Origin of the sequence: Streptomyces paradoxus (genome assembly GCF_014202475.1) — a bacterium.
GTDB classification, from domain to species: domain Bacteria; phylum Actinomycetota; class Actinomycetes; order Streptomycetales; family Streptomycetaceae; genus Streptomyces; species Streptomyces paradoxus.
Window position 1 is genome coordinate 35270 of sequence record NZ_JACHGV010000011.1, and the last position, 17015, is coordinate 52284.

18 protein-coding genes and 6 pseudogenes are annotated in these 17015 nt (G+C 69.4%); 13 read left to right on the forward strand and 11 right to left on the reverse strand.

What is annotated here, in order from left to right; all coding sequences use genetic code 11:
* Positions 1 to 44 precede the first annotated feature (44 nt).
* The 3 genes and pseudogenes from HNR57_RS30530 to HNR57_RS30540 all read left to right on the forward strand — a co-directional run bounded on the left by HNR57_RS30530 (position 45) and on the right by HNR57_RS30540 (position 1709).
* A pseudogene (locus HNR57_RS30530) lies at positions 45 to 454 on the forward strand (hypothetical protein).
* Positions 453 to 1145, forward strand: a pseudogene (locus HNR57_RS30535) (N-acyl homoserine lactonase family protein); the annotation flags it as partial. The pseudogenes HNR57_RS30530 and HNR57_RS30535, both read left to right, overlap by 2 nt.
* 99 nt (positions 1146 to 1244) lie before the next feature.
* Entirely contained in the window at positions 1245 to 1709 is a 465-nt protein-coding gene (locus tag HNR57_RS30540) for a winged helix DNA-binding protein (RefSeq protein ID WP_184565056.1), read from the forward strand.
* A 40-nt stretch (positions 1710 to 1749) separates the two neighbouring features.
* Here HNR57_RS30540 and HNR57_RS30545 read toward each other — a convergent pair whose 3' ends face one another.
* Positions 1750 to 1920, reverse strand: a complete 171-nt coding sequence (locus tag HNR57_RS30545) for a hypothetical protein (RefSeq protein ID WP_184565058.1) — start codon at positions 1918 to 1920, stop codon at positions 1750 to 1752.
* A 370-nt stretch (positions 1921 to 2290) separates the two neighbouring features.
* Here HNR57_RS30545 and HNR57_RS30550 point away from each other — a divergent pair, with 370 nt between their 5' ends.
* Together HNR57_RS30550 and HNR57_RS30555 are read left to right on the forward strand one after the other, a co-directional pair.
* On the forward strand, positions 2291 to 2917 hold the full coding sequence (locus tag HNR57_RS30550; RefSeq protein WP_184565060.1) for an NAD(P)-dependent oxidoreductase: 627 nt from the start codon (positions 2291 to 2293) through the stop codon (positions 2915 to 2917).
* A gap of 121 nt (positions 2918 to 3038) precedes the next feature.
* A complete protein-coding gene (locus HNR57_RS30555) occupies positions 3039 to 3515 on the forward strand; it encodes a tautomerase family protein (protein ID WP_184565062.1) in 477 nt (158 codons plus the stop codon).
* 27 nt (positions 3516 to 3542) lie between these two features.
* Here HNR57_RS30555 and HNR57_RS30560 read toward each other — a convergent pair whose 3' ends face one another.
* Positions 3543 to 4127 (reverse strand): TetR/AcrR family transcriptional regulator, encoded by a 585-nt coding sequence (locus HNR57_RS30560; RefSeq protein WP_184565064.1) that lies wholly within the window; start codon positions 4125 to 4127, stop codon positions 3543 to 3545.
* Between the two features lie 21 nt (positions 4128 to 4148).
* Here HNR57_RS30560 and HNR57_RS30565 point away from each other — a divergent pair, with 21 nt between their 5' ends.
* The 4 genes from HNR57_RS30565 to HNR57_RS30580 all read left to right on the forward strand — a co-directional run bounded on the left by HNR57_RS30565 (position 4149) and on the right by HNR57_RS30580 (position 6918).
* Positions 4149 to 4577 (forward strand): serine hydrolase, encoded by a 429-nt coding sequence (locus HNR57_RS30565; RefSeq protein ID WP_281403923.1) that lies wholly within the window; start codon positions 4149 to 4151, stop codon positions 4575 to 4577.
* A gap of 114 nt (positions 4578 to 4691) precedes the next feature.
* A complete protein-coding gene (locus HNR57_RS30570) occupies positions 4692 to 5015 on the forward strand; it encodes a putative quinol monooxygenase (protein ID WP_184565066.1) in 324 nt (107 codons plus the stop codon).
* Positions 5016 to 5085: 70 nt separating this feature from the next.
* Positions 5086 to 6105 carry a zinc-dependent alcohol dehydrogenase gene (locus HNR57_RS30575; protein ID WP_184565068.1) on the forward strand — a complete coding sequence of 340 codons (1020 nt, stop codon included), beginning with the start codon at positions 5086 to 5088 and terminating at the stop codon, positions 6103 to 6105.
* A 321-nt stretch (positions 6106 to 6426) separates the two neighbouring features.
* Complete coding sequence (locus tag HNR57_RS30580; RefSeq protein ID WP_184565070.1) at positions 6427 to 6918, forward strand: DUF2975 domain-containing protein; 492 nt, start codon at positions 6427 to 6429, stop codon at positions 6916 to 6918.
* On the opposite strand, the pseudogene HNR57_RS30585 reads toward HNR57_RS30580, so the two are convergent.
* Both HNR57_RS30585 and HNR57_RS40665 read right to left on the reverse strand, forming a co-directional pair.
* A pseudogene (locus HNR57_RS30585) lies at positions 6917 to 7180 on the reverse strand (nuclear transport factor 2 family protein); the annotation flags it as partial. The gene HNR57_RS30580 and the pseudogene HNR57_RS30585 sit on opposite strands and share 2 nt — an antisense overlap.
* Positions 7181 to 7182: 2 nt before the next feature.
* Positions 7183 to 7392, reverse strand: a pseudogene (locus HNR57_RS40665) (MBL fold metallo-hydrolase); the annotation flags it as partial.
* Between the two features lie 207 nt (positions 7393 to 7599).
* Between HNR57_RS40665 and HNR57_RS30590 the strand changes: the two are divergent.
* The 3 genes and pseudogenes from HNR57_RS30590 to HNR57_RS30595 all read left to right on the forward strand — a co-directional run bounded on the left by HNR57_RS30590 (position 7600) and on the right by HNR57_RS30595 (position 11353).
* Positions 7600 to 8946, forward strand: coding sequence for a jacalin-like lectin (locus tag HNR57_RS30590; protein WP_184565072.1), 1347 nt, complete (start codon positions 7600 to 7602; stop codon positions 8944 to 8946).
* A gap of 236 nt (positions 8947 to 9182) precedes the next feature.
* Positions 9183 to 9302 (forward strand): annotated as a pseudogene (locus HNR57_RS39835) (MarR family winged helix-turn-helix transcriptional regulator); the annotation flags it as partial.
* A 242-nt stretch (positions 9303 to 9544) separates the two neighbouring features.
* The gene (locus HNR57_RS30595; RefSeq protein ID WP_313675205.1) at positions 9545 to 11353 is read left to right on the forward strand and encodes a S8 family peptidase; all 1809 of its coding nucleotides are present in this window, start codon (positions 9545 to 9547) and stop codon (positions 11351 to 11353) included.
* 96 nt (positions 11354 to 11449) lie between these two features.
* On the opposite strand, the pseudogene HNR57_RS40390 reads toward HNR57_RS30595, so the two are convergent.
* A pseudogene (locus HNR57_RS40390) lies at positions 11450 to 12208 on the reverse strand (DUF6531 domain-containing protein); the annotation flags it as partial.
* Between the two features lie 52 nt (positions 12209 to 12260).
* Positions 12261 to 12560 (reverse strand): hypothetical protein, encoded by a 300-nt coding sequence (locus tag HNR57_RS30600; RefSeq protein ID WP_184565074.1) that lies wholly within the window; start codon positions 12558 to 12560, stop codon positions 12261 to 12263.
* 57 nt (positions 12561 to 12617) lie between these two features.
* Between HNR57_RS30600 and HNR57_RS30605 the strand changes: the two genes are divergently transcribed.
* Positions 12618 to 12929: a response regulator transcription factor gene (locus HNR57_RS30605; RefSeq protein ID WP_246555095.1), complete on the forward strand. Its 312-nt coding sequence runs from the start codon at positions 12618 to 12620 to the stop codon at positions 12927 to 12929.
* 46 nt (positions 12930 to 12975) lie between these two features.
* On the opposite strand, the gene HNR57_RS40675 is transcribed toward HNR57_RS30605, so the two are convergent.
* From HNR57_RS40675 to HNR57_RS30630, 5 genes are all read right to left on the reverse strand, one after another.
* Entirely contained in the window at positions 12976 to 13962 is a 987-nt protein-coding gene (locus HNR57_RS40675) for a BtrH N-terminal domain-containing protein (protein ID WP_184565075.1), read from the reverse strand.
* Positions 13963 to 14023: 61 nt separating this feature from the next.
* Positions 14024 to 14773, reverse strand: coding sequence for a DNA alkylation repair protein (locus HNR57_RS30615; RefSeq protein WP_313675208.1), 750 nt, complete (start codon positions 14771 to 14773; stop codon positions 14024 to 14026).
* A gap of 119 nt (positions 14774 to 14892) precedes the next feature.
* On the reverse strand, positions 14893 to 15492 hold the full coding sequence (locus tag HNR57_RS30620) for a hypothetical protein (RefSeq protein ID WP_184565080.1): 600 nt from the start codon (positions 15490 to 15492) through the stop codon (positions 14893 to 14895).
* 189 nt (positions 15493 to 15681) lie between these two features.
* Positions 15682 to 16062, reverse strand: coding sequence for a nuclear transport factor 2 family protein (locus HNR57_RS30625; RefSeq protein WP_184565082.1), 381 nt, complete (start codon positions 16060 to 16062; stop codon positions 15682 to 15684).
* 116 nt (positions 16063 to 16178) lie between these two features.
* On the reverse strand, positions 16179 to 16940 hold the full coding sequence (locus tag HNR57_RS30630) for a nuclear transport factor 2 family protein (RefSeq protein ID WP_184565084.1): 762 nt from the start codon (positions 16938 to 16940) through the stop codon (positions 16179 to 16181).
* Positions 16941 to 17015 lie beyond the last annotated feature (75 nt).

Below are 17015 nucleotides of genomic sequence, written 5' to 3' on the forward strand. Positions count from 1 at the left end.
GCACCCTGTGGACCCCTGGTTCCGCCCCGGCCCCGCTGGTCCTGATGGCCCACAACGACGGCCTGCCCGAGGCGGACCCCCGGCCCGGGCCCGGTACACCGCGGCGCGCGGCTACGCCGTGGCCACCGTCGACGCCGCCGGGTGCGGCGAACGCCCCCGTTCCGCCGCGGACGAGCAGGCCCGTGCCGACCTCCGGCGGGCGATGCGGGCCGGTGAGCCGGTCGACGAGATCTTCGAGTCCCTCATCGGCCCCCTGGTCGACAACGCGGTGCCGGAATGGCAGACCACTCTGGACGCCCTTCTCGAACTGCAACCCCCGGCAACGGGCCCTGGACCTGTTCGACGCCTTCGGCAGCGAGGAGAAGACGCTGCACGCGAATCCGGGAGGGCACACCGGCACCCCTGGTTCGAGCTGGAGGACGGCTGCCGGTTCCTGGACCGGCACCTGAAGTGAGGCGGGGTACCTCGTCCGGCCTGCGTCGGAGACGGGTGGCCCGAAGCCGCGCGTCGAACCTGTGCTTGCCTACCTCGTGCAGCACGACCAGGGGTTGATCCTTTTCGACACCGGCATCGGCAGCGCGGGCCCCGAGACCGAAGCCCGCTACCGGCCCCGGCGCCGAGACCTGCAAAATGCCCTGTCCGCGGCCGGAGTTGCGCTGGATGACATCTCCCTCGTCGCGAACTGCCATCTCCACTTCGACCATTGCGGCGGCAACCCTCTCCTGGGCGGCAGGCCGATTCTGGTTCAGGACGTCGAGCTCGCCACTGCCCGCAAGGGCGGCTACACCATCGACGCACTGATCGACTTCTCCGCCGCGACCTATGAGGAGCTCGCTGGTGAAACCGAGATCTGGCCGGGAGCCTGGATCATCCCGACGCCGGGGCACACCCAAGGGCATCAATCACTGGTCCTCGGGCAACCCGACGGCACCGTAGTCCTCGCGGGCCAGGCACACGACTTCGCCTCGCACTTCGCGTCCGACCAGATGGCCCGCCAAGCGGCACTTCACGGCGTGGAACAGCCACTTCCCACCTACCGGCCCTGGCTGGAGCGACTCGCCGACTTCGACCCACGACGCGTTCTCTTCGCTCACGACTGCTCGGTCTGGGAACCGTCGCAGAGCCCGTTCCAGGGCGCGCCGTGACGCATGACGCCGAATGCCGGCCGCTGACGCCGCCTTGACCTCAAGTGAACCTGAGGTTCTACGGTCATCACATTCCGTTGATCACGACGAGGAGGACACATGAGCGTGACGCTCAAGGAGTACTCGCAGGAGGAGTTGGCCGCTCAGCCCATCGGCGCATGGACTGGGATGGCCTGCCGGCTGGTGGTCGGGGCCATCCGTGAGCAGTTGGCGGTGGAGGACCTCACACAGCCGCATTGGTGGACACTCAACCACGTCGCCGCGAAGCCGGGTAAGTGGACCCGCGCAGCGTTGATCGCGCGGCTTACGAAGTGGGACGACCTCGGGACCGACTTCCATGGTGTCTTCGATGACCTTGTCGGTCGTGGCTGGCTGACAGAGGATGCGGGGCTCATGACCTTGACCGAGGCAGGAGAGGGCGGGCGCCTCCGGGCCAGGGAGCGAAACCTTCGTGTGCATCGGCAGGTGCACGAAGGCGTTGAAACGGCCGACTTCGTGACCACGATCAACGTCCTGCGTCGCATGGTCGCCAACCTGGGAGGCGACGGCAACCTGCCCGACTGACGGGGTGCCGCCAGCGGTCGTACACGGCGCGTCGCCACTGTCAGCCGACCGCGCCGTGCTCGGCATCGCCGTCGCCGAGGAGACGGCGCCCTGCCCTGTGCCGGCTTGCGTACGACCAGGTCACCGCGGTCAGGAGAACCGGGATGGCGACACGTCCGGCTCCGCCGTACCGGACCGCGGGCGCCTCGGCCTGCAGCAGTTCCTGATGCACGGCCTTGAGCCCGGCGCCCGGGTCGCTGCCGAGGTCGTCGCGGAGCTCGCGCCGGCAGGCGTCGGCAGACGCGCCTCGTCATCGTCATCACCCGCGGTCTCCCTGACCGTGATCCACCCGTGGTACTCAATCACCCCACGATCCTAGTGAGATCGTTCATGTACCTGAGGTCCAGCAGGTAAGGGCTGGCCATCCGAGCGATGCGGAGCCGGAGCTCATCGACGTGCCGCTGCGGTCGGGCGCCCGGTTGCGGGGTGTCGTACGGGCGGGTGCCCGCCGTCGGCCGCGCCGGGCGACCCGGTGGCGGAGCTGCGGGCCGAGCGGGCGCCGCTCTAGAGATCCACCGTCGCGGCTCACGGCATCCCTTGCCATGAAGCTGCTCATCCTCGGTGCGACCGGCCCCACCGGTCGCCATCTGGCCGATCTGGCCCTGCGCTCCGGCGACTCGGTCACGACTCTCGTTCGCAACCCCACGGCCCTGGGCGACCTGGCCGAGAAGGTCACGCCGGTCACGGGCGACGCCACGTCTCACCGCGACATCGCCGCCGCCGCGGCCGGACAGGACGCGATCGTCTCCGCGCTCGGCAGAGGAAACTCGGTGCGCGCCGACGGCCTCTTCACGCAGGCCTCGGCGGCCGTGATCGGCGCGGCCGACGAGGCAGGTGTCTCCCGACTGGTGTGGCTGTCATCGTTCGGCGTCGGCTCCACCTTCGCCGAGTCGAGCGCCACCCAGAAGACGATCTACCGCACACTGCTGCGGTCGATCTACGCCGACAAGGAGATCGCGGACAACCGCATCCGCTCCAGCGGCCTGGACTGGACCGTGGTCTACCCGACCCGGCTGACCCACGGCCCCGCCAAGGGCACGTACAGCGCGGGAGACCGCCTGCCGATGAAGGGCAACCCGACCATCAGTCGCGCGGACGTGGCCGCCTTCATGCACCGGGCGGCGCACGGCAGCGACTGGATCCACCGCAGCCCCGTGATCACCGACTGACCTGCCCACGACCGGATCAGCCCCGCCCTGAATCGCCCCAGAAGCCCCGGCCCACCTGTATGACAGTCGTTATAGCGGGCGTGTACCCTGCCTTCCATAACGACTGTCATAGGAGGATGCCGTGACCATCATCACCGTGAACACGCCCAAGGGACGCCTCAGTTCGGAGCAGCGCCGTGAGCTGGCCGAGACGCTGACGGACGCGGTACTGGTGCCCGAGGTGGGTCAGTTCGCCCCGGCGGCGCGGCCCGGGTTCCAGGTGCACTTCGTCGAGCGTGAGCGGGACATGATGGCCATCGGCGGCCGGCTGCTGGCGGACGCCGACCCGGAACCCGACGTGATGGTGATCGACCTCGCGGTCATGGACGCCGCCTGGCAGTCGGAGGTACGGGCCGAGGTCATCGAGCGTGCGCTGGCCGCACTGGCGGCGGCCTGCGGGCTCGACCAGCCGGCCCCGGGCTGGTGGGTCAACTTCCGGGTGATCGACGAGGGCAGCTGGGGCTCGTCCGGCGGTGTGCTGTCGATCCTGCCGCTGCTTCAGAGCGGGGTGTTCACGGAGGAGCGGGTCAAGGCGGTCCGTGCCGCGCTGGGCACCTGAAGCCGGGCTGTGGATCCTGAGCCGGGGTCAGCCCTCGACCGCGGCGCGGATGAGCGTCCGCAACTGCTCGGCGGTGCGATCGAGGGGCTCGGTACTGCGCTTGGCGCGGCACATGGCCACGGTTCCCTCGACGGCCGCGACGATGAGCGTCGCGAGCTGCGCCGCCCGCTCCGGCTCGACGCCGTGCTCACGCAGGGAATCGGCGAGCAGCCCCTCCCAGGCGGCGAAGACGTCGGCGGCCGCCGCGAGGGCGGCGGACGTCTGACCGGCCGCCGGTTCCTCGATGGAGACCGCGAGGACGGGGCAGCCGGCCCGGAAGTCGCTGTCTACGACGATCTTGCGCCACAGGGCGAGGAAGGCCAGCAGTCCGGCGACCGGACCGGCCTGCAGTTCCTTGCGCAGGCTGCGCGTGGTCCACTCGCCGGTGTAGCGCACGGCCTCGGTGACCAACTGCTGCTTGCCTTCGGGGAAGTAGTGGTACGTCGACCCCAGCGGCGCCCTGGCGTGCTTGGCCGTCTCGCGAATGCTCGTCGCGTTCAGGCCACGCCGGCTGATCATGTCGGCCGCACCGGCCACGATCCGCTCGCGGGCTGACGCACCGGACTCGGTCACCTGGAAACCCCTCCCGACCTCTTGTTTATAACAATTGTCATAGCCTACACCGGAGAACCCGATGCACCTCCCCCTCACCGAGCCGCCCGCAGCAGCGGGAGCCGAGCACCTGGAGCACCAGCAGGCGGCTGCGGCGGAACGCTCGACGGCGTGCGCCTGCTGTCGCCGCGGACCATCGACCTGATTTTCCGTCAGCAGACGGACGGGCCTGACCTCGTGCTCGGGACGCATCTGCGTTTCGGCATCGGCTTCGGGCTGCCGTCCCCGGCTGTGCCGTATCTCCCGCCGGGACGCATCTGCTTCTGGACCGGGTGGGGCGGTTCGGTGGTCGTGATCGACACCGAACGCCGGGCCGCGATCTCGTACGTCATGAACAGCATGGGAACCGGGCTGCTCGGCAGCGACCGGACGACCCAGTACGTCAAGGCCGCCTTCGCGGGCCTGGACTGAAGGCACGTCAGCGGCCCTTCACCCGCCGGGCTGCGGCGCAACCGGCCGCTGTGACCAGCGGCCCGCACGTCTGACATGATTATAACGAGTGTTATATCGAGAGAGGTGGACCCCATGACCGAGCCGCTGGTCCTGGTGGCGACGATGGTCGCGAAGCCGGGTCAAGAAGAGCTGGTCGAGAAGACGTTGACGGCGGCGCTGCCCGCGGTGCACGCCGAACCCGGGTGCCTGCGCTACGCGCTGCACCGCAAGGCGGGCACGACCGGTGAGTTCGTCATGATCGAGAAGTGGGCCTCGCAGGAGGCGCTGGGCGCACACATGAAGGGCGCCGCCATGCGTGAGGTCGGCACCACCCTGGCACAGGCACTGACCGGGCCCCCGCACTTGGTCTTCCTGGATGCCCTGCCCGCCGGCGACCTGAACGCCGGCGCTCACTGACCGACCACGCGGGCCGGGCCGACGGGTGACACCGGTCGGCCCGGGACCCCTGCAACCGAGGAGCTTTCCCATGAAGAGCCTGATGTTCGTCGCGCCCGGGCAGCTGCGCTTCGACGAGGTCGACGCCCCCTCCCTCGTCGAGGGCACGGACGCGCTCGTGCGCCCGCTCGCGGCGACGACATGCGACCTCGACCACCATGTCATCGAGGACAAGACGCCGTTCTCCGGCTTCGGCCCGTTCCCGATCGGCCACGAGTGCGTGGGCACGGTGGTCGAGGTCGGCCCCGACTGCACGGACGTCGCGGTCGGTGACGTCGTGGGCGTCGCGTCGCACATCGCGTGCGGCACCTGCGCGCAGTGCGAGCTCGGACACACCGCCCGCTGTCTCCGCCACGGCGACGCCCAGTACGGCCTGCCGGTGAACGGCGCCTGGGGAGGGACGTTCGACGAACTCATCCGCGTCCCCTACGCGGACTTCAACCTCGCCAAGCTGCCCGCCGGGGTCGACCCGGTGCATCTGGCCTCGATCGGCGACAACCTCGCCCTCGGCTGGGAGACGGTGATGCCGACCGTCGCCGGAGTCTCCGACCCGAAGATCGCGGTCTTCGGCGGAACCGGCTCCATCGGCCTGTACTGCGTCGACGTCGCCGTCCACTGCGCCGGCGCCCGGACCGTCTACCACGACGACGACCCGGCCAGGATGAAGGTCGCCGAGCAGCTCGGCGCCGAGGTCCACGACATCCACGGCAAGCGCGAAAAGGACTTCCACCTCGCCGTGGACGCCAGTTGCAACCCAGAACGGCTGCGCAAGGCACTGCTGTCGGTCATGCCCGAGGGACACGTCAACAGCGTCGGCATCTACTTCGACGACGTCCGGCTCCCCCTGCTCGCGCTGTACCAGCGCGGGGTCCACTTCCACAACGGCAAGGGCCACGCGCGGCCGAACATGACGCCGACCCTGGAGGCGGTGGCCGCGGGCACCCTCCACCCCGAGCTGGTCACCAGCGGCGTCTACGGCTGGGACGAGATCCCCCGCGTGCTGACCTCAGGCCGGGCCGGCCACAAGCCGGTCTTCGTCCTGGAGAACTGAGAAGAGCCCCGGCCGGACGGGGGAATCACGGCCGGGGCGGTCCGGTGGTGGGCGCGGATGGCGGTCGCCTCGCGGCGAAGGGCTCCACAGGGCTTCAGCCGAACGATCGTCCCTGTGGGCGAATGGTGAGGCCCGGGGACTCTGTCCCATCCGCACCCACGGTTTGTTCAACGGGCAACCAGCTGTTGTTGTTCCGCACTCCGCCCGCATCCGCAGTGATCCGCGCCACTCCCCCGGGCGGCCGCCTTCGCGCCCTCCACCCTTTGCCCCACATATCGAAATTCGATAGATTCCCATCGCTACTCGATGGGAGGATGAGGCATGGGGAAGCTGACACTGTGTGCGCTGCGCGCTGTGCTGGTGGTGCTGCTCGTCGGCACCGTGCTCGTACAGGCCTTGATGGTGTGGACGCTGGTCAGCGGGAACGACCCGGAGGACGGGTCGCTCCCACTGACGCCGCTGCGCGTGATCACGATCCTGGGCCTGGTGTCGGCCGAGGTCGTGCTGGTCTGCGTATGGCGGCTGGTGACGATGGTGCGACGCAGAACCGTGTTCTCCCGCGCCGCCTTCCGCTACGTGGACGCCGTGATCGGCGCGATCGTGGCGGCTGCCCTCGTGTGGTTCGCCGTCACGATCCTCAACGCGCCGGGCCAGCGGGCCGACCCGGGCGTCACCGTCATCATGGGCGGCGTCGGCCTGGCCATCCTGGGAGTCGCGCTCATCGTGCTCGTGTTGCGGATGCTGCTGGCCCAGGCCGTCGCGCGCGACGTCGAAGCGTCGCAGATGCGGGCCGAGTTGAACGAGGTGATCTGACGACGACGTTCTCGCCGTCGGCGACGTAGGTGTCGTCGTGGGCGGTCCAGCCGTCCCAGTCCTCGCCGAACTTCTCCATGACGTTGGCGGCGACGCCCTCAGGGGTGCGGTAGGTGCCGGCGAGAGGGAAGCCGGCCATCTCCGTCCACTCCACGTCGGGGGCGAGCGTGGCCCTCAGCGCCGCCAGATCGCCGGCCGCCGAGGCCGGGGACTGGCGGCGTACGACGTCGGCCGGGGCCGTGCACCTGGCGAACTCGCTCATCGTCAGCCCCACTTCACCTCGCCCTTGGCGACCTTCGCGCCGATCTGGGCGGCGATCAGCATGCCGTGGTCCGGGAAGCGCTCGACCAGGGCGCCGGTGAGCGCGGCGCCGCCGGCCGCCTCACCCAGCTCCTCCTCGAACGCGACGAGGTACTCGCGGGTCGCGGTGATGGCGGAGGCGTCGGCGGGAGCGCCGGGCAGGCGGTGGCCGGGTCCGCCTGGTCGGCCTGGAGCCCCTCACCGGCGACCTCATCCTTGAAGGGAACCGCGTCGAGCCCAGGGGCGGCCCGGCCGCGCTCCCCGACCGCCACTACCACGGTCGGTCAAGATTCGGTCTCGCTTGCCCAAGTGCGGGACGAACGGGGGTTACCACCGGTAAGTTCCGGCCCCCCACTCCCCGTTGTCAGGAGCTCCGGTTTCATGCGCCGACTTCTAGCCTCCATCGCGGTGGCGTCAGCCGCGATCGGCGGGTTCATCACGAACACGTCCCCCGCCGCTGCCGCCGATCCCGTGTCCGGATCCTTCAGCGTCCTCGCCTACAACGTCGCGGGCCTGCCGGAGAGCATCTCCAGCGCACCCACTCCCCGCGAACCGGCCACCACGGAAATCGGCCGGCGGATCGCCCCGTACGACGTGGTCAACGTCCAGGAGGACTTCAACTACCACGCCTTCCTCTACGCTGGTGTCACCGCGCACGCGTACCGGACTCCCACCAGCGGGGGCGCGGGGATCGGCAGCGGTCTCAACACCCTGTCGAAGCTCCCGTACGACACCGACGACTTCGAGCGGGTGCGCTGGAAGTCCTGCCAGTTCGACTCCGGTGACTGCCTCACGCCCAAGGGGTTCACGTTCATGCGTCAGCGTCTCGCCGAGGGCGTGTACGTGGACTTCTACAACCTGCACACCAACGCCGGCACGAACCCCGGCGACCTGACCGCACGGGCGGACAACCTCAACCAGCTGACGGCCTTCATCAAGAGCCACTCGGCCGGGAACGCGGTCGTCGTCATGGGCGACACCAACACCCGCTACACGCGCTCCGGCGACACCATCGCCGAGTTCGCCGCCGCGAACGGTCTGACCGACCCCTGGGTCCAGCTCATCCGCGGCGGAACACCTCCCGCCAAGGGCAGCGACGCACTGGTCTGCGACCAGACCGGGCCTACCGTGCCCAACACCTGCGAGGTCGTGGACAAGGTCCTGTACCGCGACAGCAAACTCGTGTCGCTCAACGCCACCTCCTACAGCAACGAGCACGCCAGGTTCCTCAACGACGGCGGGCTCATGCTGTCCGACCACGACCCGATCAAGGTGGACTTCTCCTGGTCGCGCGCCGCGGACTTCCAGCTCAGCGAGCAGTTCGGCGGGCCCCACGGCGACTACTACAACGACATCGACGCCGTACCGGCGGGCGCGCGCCCGGTCAGCCTGACGCTGCGCAGCGGTACCCGCGTCGACGGCGTCGGCCTGACGCTCGGCGACGGCAAGGTCATCAGCCACGGCGGCACCGGTGGCACGGCGTCGTCCCTGGATCTGGGCAACGGGGAGTACCTCGGTTCAGCCCAGCTGTGCCGGGGCGTGAAGGACGGCCGGACCCGGATCTTCTCCGCCAGGTTCACCACGAACCTCGGCAGGAGCCTGTCCGGCGGAACCACCACGTCCGACTGCGTGACGCGCACCGCGCCGTCGGGGTGGCAGATCGCCGGGTTCCACGGGCGGGCCGGTGCCGAGGTCGACAAACTGGGCCTCATCTACACGAAGCGCTGACGCGTTCCCCTGCCGGTCGTTGCGAGCGCCTGCGCGCGGTCGGCGGCGACGGCCTCGCAACGGCCGTCGCCGCCGTCCGGTGCGAGGCTCCGACCGGCTTGACGGCGCCGACCGGTGTGGCGGAGCCGACCGGCGGGGCGGCTCCAGCCCGCGGGGTGCCCGGTCGGGTGGGGACACCGGTGTCCGAGGGCCCTGCGCGCAGCCGCGGGAACGGATCATCCGCCACCGGTGCGCGGATGCCGGGTCATGCGGCGAACGACGCCCTGGTGCTGGCCTTCGGCCGGCTGCAGGGGGCTGCGAACCGGATGGAGTACATCCTGGGCCGGGCGCTGGAGGCGGAGTGCGGCATCAGCCATCCGACCCACCGTCGCCGGGTGTCACTTGCCCTCTTCGATGTGCCTACGGGAAGGTGCCCGACGGCAGCCCTACGGCCGTGTCCGTGATCAATCCGGAGCGGAGTCACCTACTTGTCCGCGCAGGGTGATTCATGCGCCGTCGGCCCTTCCCTTGTCATGCCCTCATCTGAGATCTTGCGTCGACCCATTCAGCCCATGGCCCGGCCGGTGCCACCCCTTCCCCCGGGCTCTCGGAGGATGCTGTGACAACCCCCCGCATATCCCAGCGCCGTCTCAGACGGCCGCTGCTGTCCGTCGCCGCTGTCGGAGCGGCTCTCGCGCTCGCCACGCCCGCCGGCGCGGCCGACGTGGACACCGGCCTTCCGCCGGGTCCGGCCGCGGCCCGCGTCGTGCCCGCCCAGACCGCCGCCGGATGGGCCGCCGGCACCCGCTCCTACCTCGTCATCACCGCTCCCGGTGACACGTCGGCCGCACGCAACGCCGTGACGGCCAACGGCGGTTCGGTCTTCGCACACTACGACGCGATCGGCGTCGTGGTCGCGCACTCCTCCTCCACCGGCTTCGCCACCGCGATGCGCTCCGTCGCGGGCGTGCAGAAGGTGGGCGCGACGCGCACCTCGGACGTTCCGGCGGACGCCTACTCCCCCACCCTGCCGAGCGCTCCCTCGCAGTCGCCCACGACGCTCACCGAGACCGCACGGTGGGACATGACCAGGATCAACGCCGACAAGGCCTGGGCCGTCAGCACCGGTTCGCCGGCCGTCACGGTCGGTGTTCTCGACACCGGAGTGGACGAACGGCACCAGGACATCGCACCCAACTTCGACGCGGCGGACTCCGTCTCCTGCGCCTACGGCAAGGCCGACTCCCGCGCCGGCGCCTGGCGTGACGTCGGCACCCACGGCACGCACGTGGCGGGCACCATCGCCGCCGCGAAGAACGGCAAGGGAGTGGTGGGCGTCGCGCCGGGCGTGAAGATCGCCTCCGTGCGCATCGCCGAGCCGAGCACCAGCATGTTCTTCGCCGAGAACACCATCTGCGGGTTCATATGGGCTGGTGACCACGGCTTCGACGTCACCAACAACAGCTATTACACGGACCCGTGGATGTTCAACTGCCCGGACGACCCCGACCAGGCGGCCATCATCGAGGGCGTGCGCCGGGCGCAGGAGTACGCGGAGGGCAAGGGCTCGCTCCAGGTCGCCGCGGCGGGCAACTCCAACTACGACCTGGCGAACAAGCGCAGCGACAGCTCCAGCCCGAACGACTCCACCCCCGTCAGCCGCACCATCACGAACGCCTGCGTCGACATCCCGACGGAGCTGCCGGGCGTCGTGACCGTCGCGGCGATGGGCAACGGGAACATCAAGGCGTCCTACTCCAACTTCGGCCGGGACATCATCGACGTCGCGGCCCCGGGGGGCGACGGAGCCTACGGCGTCTACTCCACGCTGCCCGGCGGCAAGTACGGGAACATGAACGGCACCTCGATGGCCTCACCGCATGTGGCCGGCGTCGCCGCCCTGCTGAAGAGTGCCGACCCTGCCGCCACCCCCGCTGATCTCCGCGCGCGGCTGGGAAGCCAGGCCACGGACACGGCGTGCCCGTCCGACAGCCGCTGCACCGGCACCACGGCGAAGAACGCCTTCTTCGGGGAGGGCCAGGTCGACGCGCTGAAGGCCGTCGGCGGCTCCGGACCGCAGCCCGGCCGGTACTTCGAGAACACCACCGACGTCAGCGTCGCCGACAACGCCACGGTCGAGTCGCCGATCGCCGTGACCGGCGTGACGGGCAATGCCCCAGCCGCGCTGAAGGTCGGCGTGGACGTCAAGCACACGTACCGCGGCGACCTGGTGCTGTCCCTCGTCGCCCCTGACGGGTCGGTCTACTCCCTGGAGGACTTCGCCGACGGCGACAGCGCGGACGACGTGGTCAAGACGTACACCGTCGACGCCTCGTCGGAGACCGCGTCCGGTACGTGGAAACTGCGCGTCCGCGACATCGCCTCGCAGGACACCGGGCGGATCGACGCCTGGAACCTCACCTTCTGACAGCGAGCAGCGCGGCGCGCCTCGCGGCCGGACGGTGTGCCCGCCCGGCCGCGAGGCCGTCCACGTTCGTGTCACGGCCTGCCACCAGCGCTGCGACACCTTGCCCCACGGCGACTCAGGGGAGTTGTAGCTGCGGGTGAGCTGGAGCTTCTGGCCGACGCCGGCGATGTCGAAGTCGGTCGCGGCGAGCATGAGGTTGCCGTTGGAGACGTTCACCCGGGCCACCAGCGCATCGTTCAGGCGCGTGTCGATGACACGGTGCCAGGGCACATCGCCCTGCCCCTCCGGGGTGTAGGGCGTGGCCTCGGCGGCCGCCGCGCGAGCCGCGGAGCCCTTGGCCTTTCCGCCGGTGACACGGGCTCTCTGCGCGGCCCGCCAGGCGGCGACCTCTGCCGACGGATCGGCCTCGGCCTCCGAAGGCGGCGGCGCCTTGATCGATCCCTCCGGCGTTGCGGGCACCTCGACCTTCGTCGGTCTCGTCCACGGACTCTGCGGCTCCGGTAACTCCGGCTTCGCCGGTGCGGCAGCACCGGGCGCTGCGGCGATCAGCACAGCGGCCGTGGTGATCGCCGCGACGGGAGCGGTTCTGTGCGTTCTCGGGCATGCCGAAACGGCGTGCCTCCAGCACGTGAGTGCATCAGCTTCCCCCCACAGGAAGTCAGACAGGGAGTCAGAAACGGCGCCTCGAACGGTCACCGCGGCCACACAAGCCGTCGGGCCGTGCCCCGCAACATCTGTCCCATGCGGGCCGGAATCAGCCCCACCCTTTCGCCTGGGCGAATCTGGACTCACCCAGGCAAATCTCCATCCCAAATGAGAGGAATTGCCTGTTCCGCTATCACCCCGCAGGGGCACTCCGACCGATATGACATGGTCACGACTTGAATCACCTCCGAAGGGAGGCGCATCACGGCGTGTCCCCGGAGTGGTAGAAGCGGCAACTCACCCCCGGGCCAAGTGTGCGGGAACCCCCGGGCCCCGGCTCGTACAGTGAACGGCCGCCCGGGAACCGCCCCAGCTCCGTGGGCAGAGCAGCACCGTGGTCGACCTCCTCCGCCCGCCAGCCGGTGATGTCCAGCAGCAGTCCGTCCAGCGGGCCGCCCACGAGTTCGGCGTAGGTCTGCCCTCGGCGCGGGCCCGGATCGGGGTCGTCGTGGTCGTGGCCGTAGACCCGGCCACGCAGCAACTGCTCGTCATCGCGGTCCATCCGCTCACACTCGCAGCCACCACTGACAGCGCCGGCCCGTCGGCGTCGGATCCGCCGATGGGGCAAGCTCACCGCGAAGCGGTCTTCGGCCCCCCGGATCGCCCAGCGCGTCCTGTCCCACTTCTCCCTGCCGCCCGCCACCGGTCTCCCCTCCCCTTCCCTCATCTCACCGACCGCGAGCGAGAGACCGTCGACCTGATCTCCCGCGGCCTGGACAACGCCTCCATCGCCCGCCGCCTGAGCCTCTCCGAGAAGGCCATCCGCCACCGGGGCAGCGACGTCCTGGCCAAACTGCACGCCCGGTCGCGCACGGAGGCGGCAGCCCTGGCGCGAGACGCGGGCTTGGGACACCCCCGGGGCTCCACGTAGGGCTTCTCGGAGAGTGCCGGCCTGCCCGCCAGACCCCGGGCCCGGGTCAGCTCGACAGTTCCAGGAGGCGACGCATCAGGTACTGCTCCTTGTCGGCTGCCTCATGCACGATCTTCGACGCGCTGTGAAGGGATTCCCGCGACGAGGTGACTCCCGCTTCTTTCAGAAGTCCGGCCGCCTCGGTCCATTTTTTCGACACTTCGCGGTAAGCGTCCGAGACTTCGCGGAATTCGCCGGTGCCGGTGATTTCGGCGGCCTCCGCCAGGAATTCCGCCCACATCGTGCGGAACAGGCCGCCGCCGGTTCCCGCGTCCTCCATGATCGTGCAGATCTCGGTGAGGCTCTCGGCGGGCGAATCGAGGTCGTCGAGCCAGTGCGGCATCAGGTCGGCGACTTTGTGCATGCCCTTGTACCCGAAGTTGGAGATCGGCGGATTCAAGAAGTTCTCCGCCGCCGATCTGATGCCTTCGCGGGCAGCTCTGGGCAGGTCGGGAAGGCCGCCCTCCGGGAGATCGATGGTGAAGGCGCGGTTGCGTGAACTCATCGGGCCCCGGGCGCTTCGCGCGGTCGCGAGGGACTCACCGGAGGTCCATCGCAGACCGAGCGGCTGCGTCTCGACCAGGGCGAAACGGTCGTCGTCGTATCCGACGCAGGCCACATAGTGGGCCGCGAAGCGGAAGTCGTCCGTGGAGTAGTCGAGGAAGTAGCGGTCGAGCTTGAGACCCACGACGGTTCCGGAATCAAGCTCGGCCAGCAGGTGTTCCCTGGCCCGGTTGACCGACGACGTCTCGTGAACGGACAGCCGCAGGTTCAGCGCATTCGCGAGATTTTCGGACAGCGTGTCCGGCTTGATGCGGCCACCGACGAACGGTGTCGGCATCTGCTTCGTCCGCCAGTAGATGAAGGACAAGCCACCGGCGAGCCCGAAGATGAGGGGCTCCGACAAGTCGATCTCACGCTGCCGGAGCAGGTTCACGAGGGTGGTCGATTCGCAGTGGTTACCGACGTACGGATCTGCCTCTAAAAGCGACACTTGTCCTCGTCTCCTTTCCTTCGCGTAGAGACTAACGCAATCGTTCTAAATACGAGAGAAGTTACCGTCCCAGTTCCATCAAGGACCGCCGCAGCCGCGGGTCCATCTTCTCCAGCGCGGACCGGAACGTGTCGCGGGGCATCTCGGTGTGCCAGGTGCGCAGGAAGTCGGCCACCTCGTCGGGATGGGCCTCGGCGGTGACCTTGAGCAGCCAGCCGCTGCCCTTCTGCACGTAGACGTGGTCGTCGTGCATCAGCCGGACGCAGTTGCCGAAGACGTGCGACAGCGGCAGTTCGAAGACCGTGCGGCCCACCTTGCGCCGGACGAACTTCACGACGGCCACGTTGGCGGCACGCCTGGCCCATGGGGAGGCGGACCCGGCCCAGCGGCGGGTCTGCTCGATCAGCTCCAGGTGCCCGAGGAGGAACGGGTACAGCAGCTTGAGGCACATGTCGTCACACTGAGCCCAGTTGGACACGTACGTCTGCAGCCAGTGCTCGCAGTGGTCCAGCAACTCGTCACCGAGTCCGGTTCTGGCGACCTTGTGCAGGACCGCGAAGCCCAGGAGCACCTCCTCGTGGTACTCGGCGCGCGCCAGCACCTCCTCCGCCAGGAGCAGCCGCGTCGCCGCGGGAGTGTCGCGCCGCTCGCGGAAGTAGTCGGCGGCGATGTCGGCGACCGCCGCGTTGCTGACCCCGAGGGCCCGGATCTCGTGCGGGAAGTACCGCTGCATGCGCACGGCGAAGTCCGGGTCGGCCTTGGCCGCGAGCGTGTTCACCAGCTCGTCGGCGGCGGCTGGAACGTGGGTCACGGAGTGCCGATCGTGCATGACGTACTCGTGCTCCTGTTGCATGTCGGCGACAGCCTGGATGGTGTCCTTCGAACGGCCCGTCAGGTTCTGCCCGTCCAGGCCCTACCCCAGGTACCGGTTCAGCAGCGCAGGGCCACGACGCCCCAGCCGCGGCGCTCCGCCTCCCTGACCACCTCTCCCCAGTCGGTGAGGAGGTCGGCGAACGATGCGAAGTCCGGGATCCATCCGCGGGGTTCCGCAGCGTGCTGGGTGAACGGCTCGCGCACGGTCTCCAGGCGGGGTGCCGCCTGCCGCCACCATTCGGCGATCACCGGCACATGGTCGGGAGGGCACCACAGCAACAGGTCCGCGTCCCAGGGACACGGCCGCTGCGGAAGCCCCGAACCGACTCCGGTGGTGTCCTCCAGACCGTGCCAGAACAGTGCGTCGTTGAACCGGTCCAGTGCCTCGCGCACCTTCGGCTCGACGAAGTCCCGCACGTGGTCCCAGCAGTGGCCGGCCCAGAAGTGCGGTTTGTAGGAGCCCATCGAGTTCCGGAAGGCATACCTTCCGTACCAGTCCTCCCCCGGCTGCGAGGGCCACGACCAGCCATGCTCGAAGAGGTCGTCGCTGAACACCTCACCGAAGGCGGCATCGATCAGCAGTCTCTCCCGGTCACCGGGCGCGGTCGCCTCCACGCGCGGCCAGTCCACGATCAGCACCTCTGTCCCCACACCCATCACACCAGCTTAGGACCGGCATCGGCAGCGCAGCAGCACCGCCGGTTCCACCTCCGCGGCATCCGGCAGGAGCTGGTCAGGCGAGGAGTCCAGCCGGTGGTGCTGTTCATCGAGGAGCCGGACGACTATCCGCGCGTCGGTGACTTCCTGAGCGGCGGCCACCGGCCTTCGCGAAGGGCCGCGAGGTGGTCAGAACATGGTGTTGTCGTTCTTGGAGGTCGGTGGGACGACCTGGAGGACGTCCCAGTGCTCGACGATCTTGCCGCCCTCGTCGAAACGAAAGATGTCGATGCCGGCGTACTCCTCGGCGGGCCAGGTCTGGTGGCAGTGCAGGATGACGTGGTCGCCCTCGGCGAAAGCGCGCTTGACCTCCACCCGCTTGCCCGGGTATTCGGCGGCCATCCGCTCGAAGTAGTCGATGAACGCCTGCTTGCCGTCGCCTACGTGGGGATTGTGCTGGATGTAGGTGTCACCGGCGTACCTGTCGATGGCCTCGGCGGGACGGCACTGGTTGAACATCAAGTCGTAGAACGCCTTGGCGGTGGCCTTGTTCTTCTCGGGGTCGCTCATGGTGTCTCCGTGGGCTCGGGCGTGAGGCGTGACTCAGTGAGCGCGTCCAGCAGGTGATCGGCCCCTACCGGGACGGGCAGGGTCCACCGGGATCCTCGCCGCCGGCTTCCGTGGCGTCAGAACAGCCCGTTGTCGTGGGGCAGTTCCGCCGGGATCGGGGCGACGACGTCCCAGTGCTCGACGATCTTGCCACCGTGGACGCGGAAGAGGTCGTAGTACGCCACGGGCACGCCGAACTCGCCCTCGGACTGGAGCAGCACGAACTCGCCCTCGGCGATGACCTTGTGGACGGTCTTGTAGACGAGGTTCTTCCCCTGCCCGGCCCACTGCGCGACGGCGGCGCCGAAGCCGTCGAGGCCGTCGGCGGCCTCCGGATTGTGCTGGAGGTAGGTGTCGGTGGAGATGTAGTCGGTGAGCACCGAGTAGTCGGCGCCGACCAGGACCTCCTGCGCGAACCGGGCGACCAGGGCCCGGTTGGCCTCGGTCTCCCCGGGCGCGGTGACCTCGGTGGGGCCGTCGGTCTGCGAACGGCCCGAGGCGGTCTGCCGTACGAGGGGCGTCAAAGCGTCCCAGTGCTCGGCGAGCCTGCCGTCGGCGTCGACGCGGAAGACGTCGAAGGCGACCAGCGGGTCCGGCCCGAAGCCGTGGTACGTGCCGTGCAGGGCGACCAGGTCGCCGTCGGCGATCACCCGGGCGCCCTCGTAGCGGAAGTCGTCCGGCAGGCCGGCGACGAGCCGGCGCAGGGCCTCGGGGCCGTCGGCGGCCAGGGCACTGTGCTGGGTGTAGTCGGCGGCGGCCCAGCGGTCCACCGCACCGGGGTCCTTCCGGCCGAACAGTTCACCGGCGGCGGTCAGGACGGTGTTCTTCGTGTTGCTCATGACGGTCTTCCTCGCGAGGGCGGTCGTGGGCGGGGCACTTTTTCTTGCTGCTTTCCGACACCGTGGGCGCCGGAG

Coding starts and splice junctions, on each gene's coding strand:
- HNR57_RS30590 (WP_184565072.1), top strand. CDS start 7,600: ATGCGCCGACTTCTAGCCTCCATCGCGGTGGCGTCAGCCGCGATCGGC.
- HNR57_RS30600 (WP_184565074.1), bottom strand. CDS start 12,560: ATGGACCGCGATGACGAGCAGTTGCTGCGTGGCCGGGTCTACGGCCAC.
- HNR57_RS30550 (WP_184565060.1), top strand. CDS start 2,291: ATGAAGCTGCTCATCCTCGGTGCGACCGGCCCCACCGGTCGCCATCTG.
- HNR57_RS30540 (WP_184565056.1), top strand. CDS start 1,245: ATGAGCGTGACGCTCAAGGAGTACTCGCAGGAGGAGTTGGCCGCTCAG.
- HNR57_RS30570 (WP_184565066.1), top strand. CDS start 4,692: ATGACCGAGCCGCTGGTCCTGGTGGCGACGATGGTCGCGAAGCCGGGT.
- HNR57_RS30625 (WP_184565082.1), bottom strand. CDS start 16,062: ATGAGCGACCCCGAGAAGAACAAGGCCACCGCCAAGGCGTTCTACGAC.
- HNR57_RS30620 (WP_184565080.1), bottom strand. CDS start 15,492: ATGGGTGTGGGGACAGAGGTGCTGATCGTGGACTGGCCGCGCGTGGAG.
- HNR57_RS30605 (WP_246555095.1), top strand. CDS start 12,618: ATGGGGCAAGCTCACCGCGAAGCGGTCTTCGGCCCCCCGGATCGCCCA.
- HNR57_RS30630 (WP_184565084.1), bottom strand. CDS start 16,940: ATGAGCAACACGAAGAACACCGTCCTGACCGCCGCCGGTGAACTGTTC.
- HNR57_RS30580 (WP_184565070.1), top strand. CDS start 6,427: ATGGGGAAGCTGACACTGTGTGCGCTGCGCGCTGTGCTGGTGGTGCTG.
- HNR57_RS30575 (WP_184565068.1), top strand. CDS start 5,086: ATGAAGAGCCTGATGTTCGTCGCGCCCGGGCAGCTGCGCTTCGACGAG.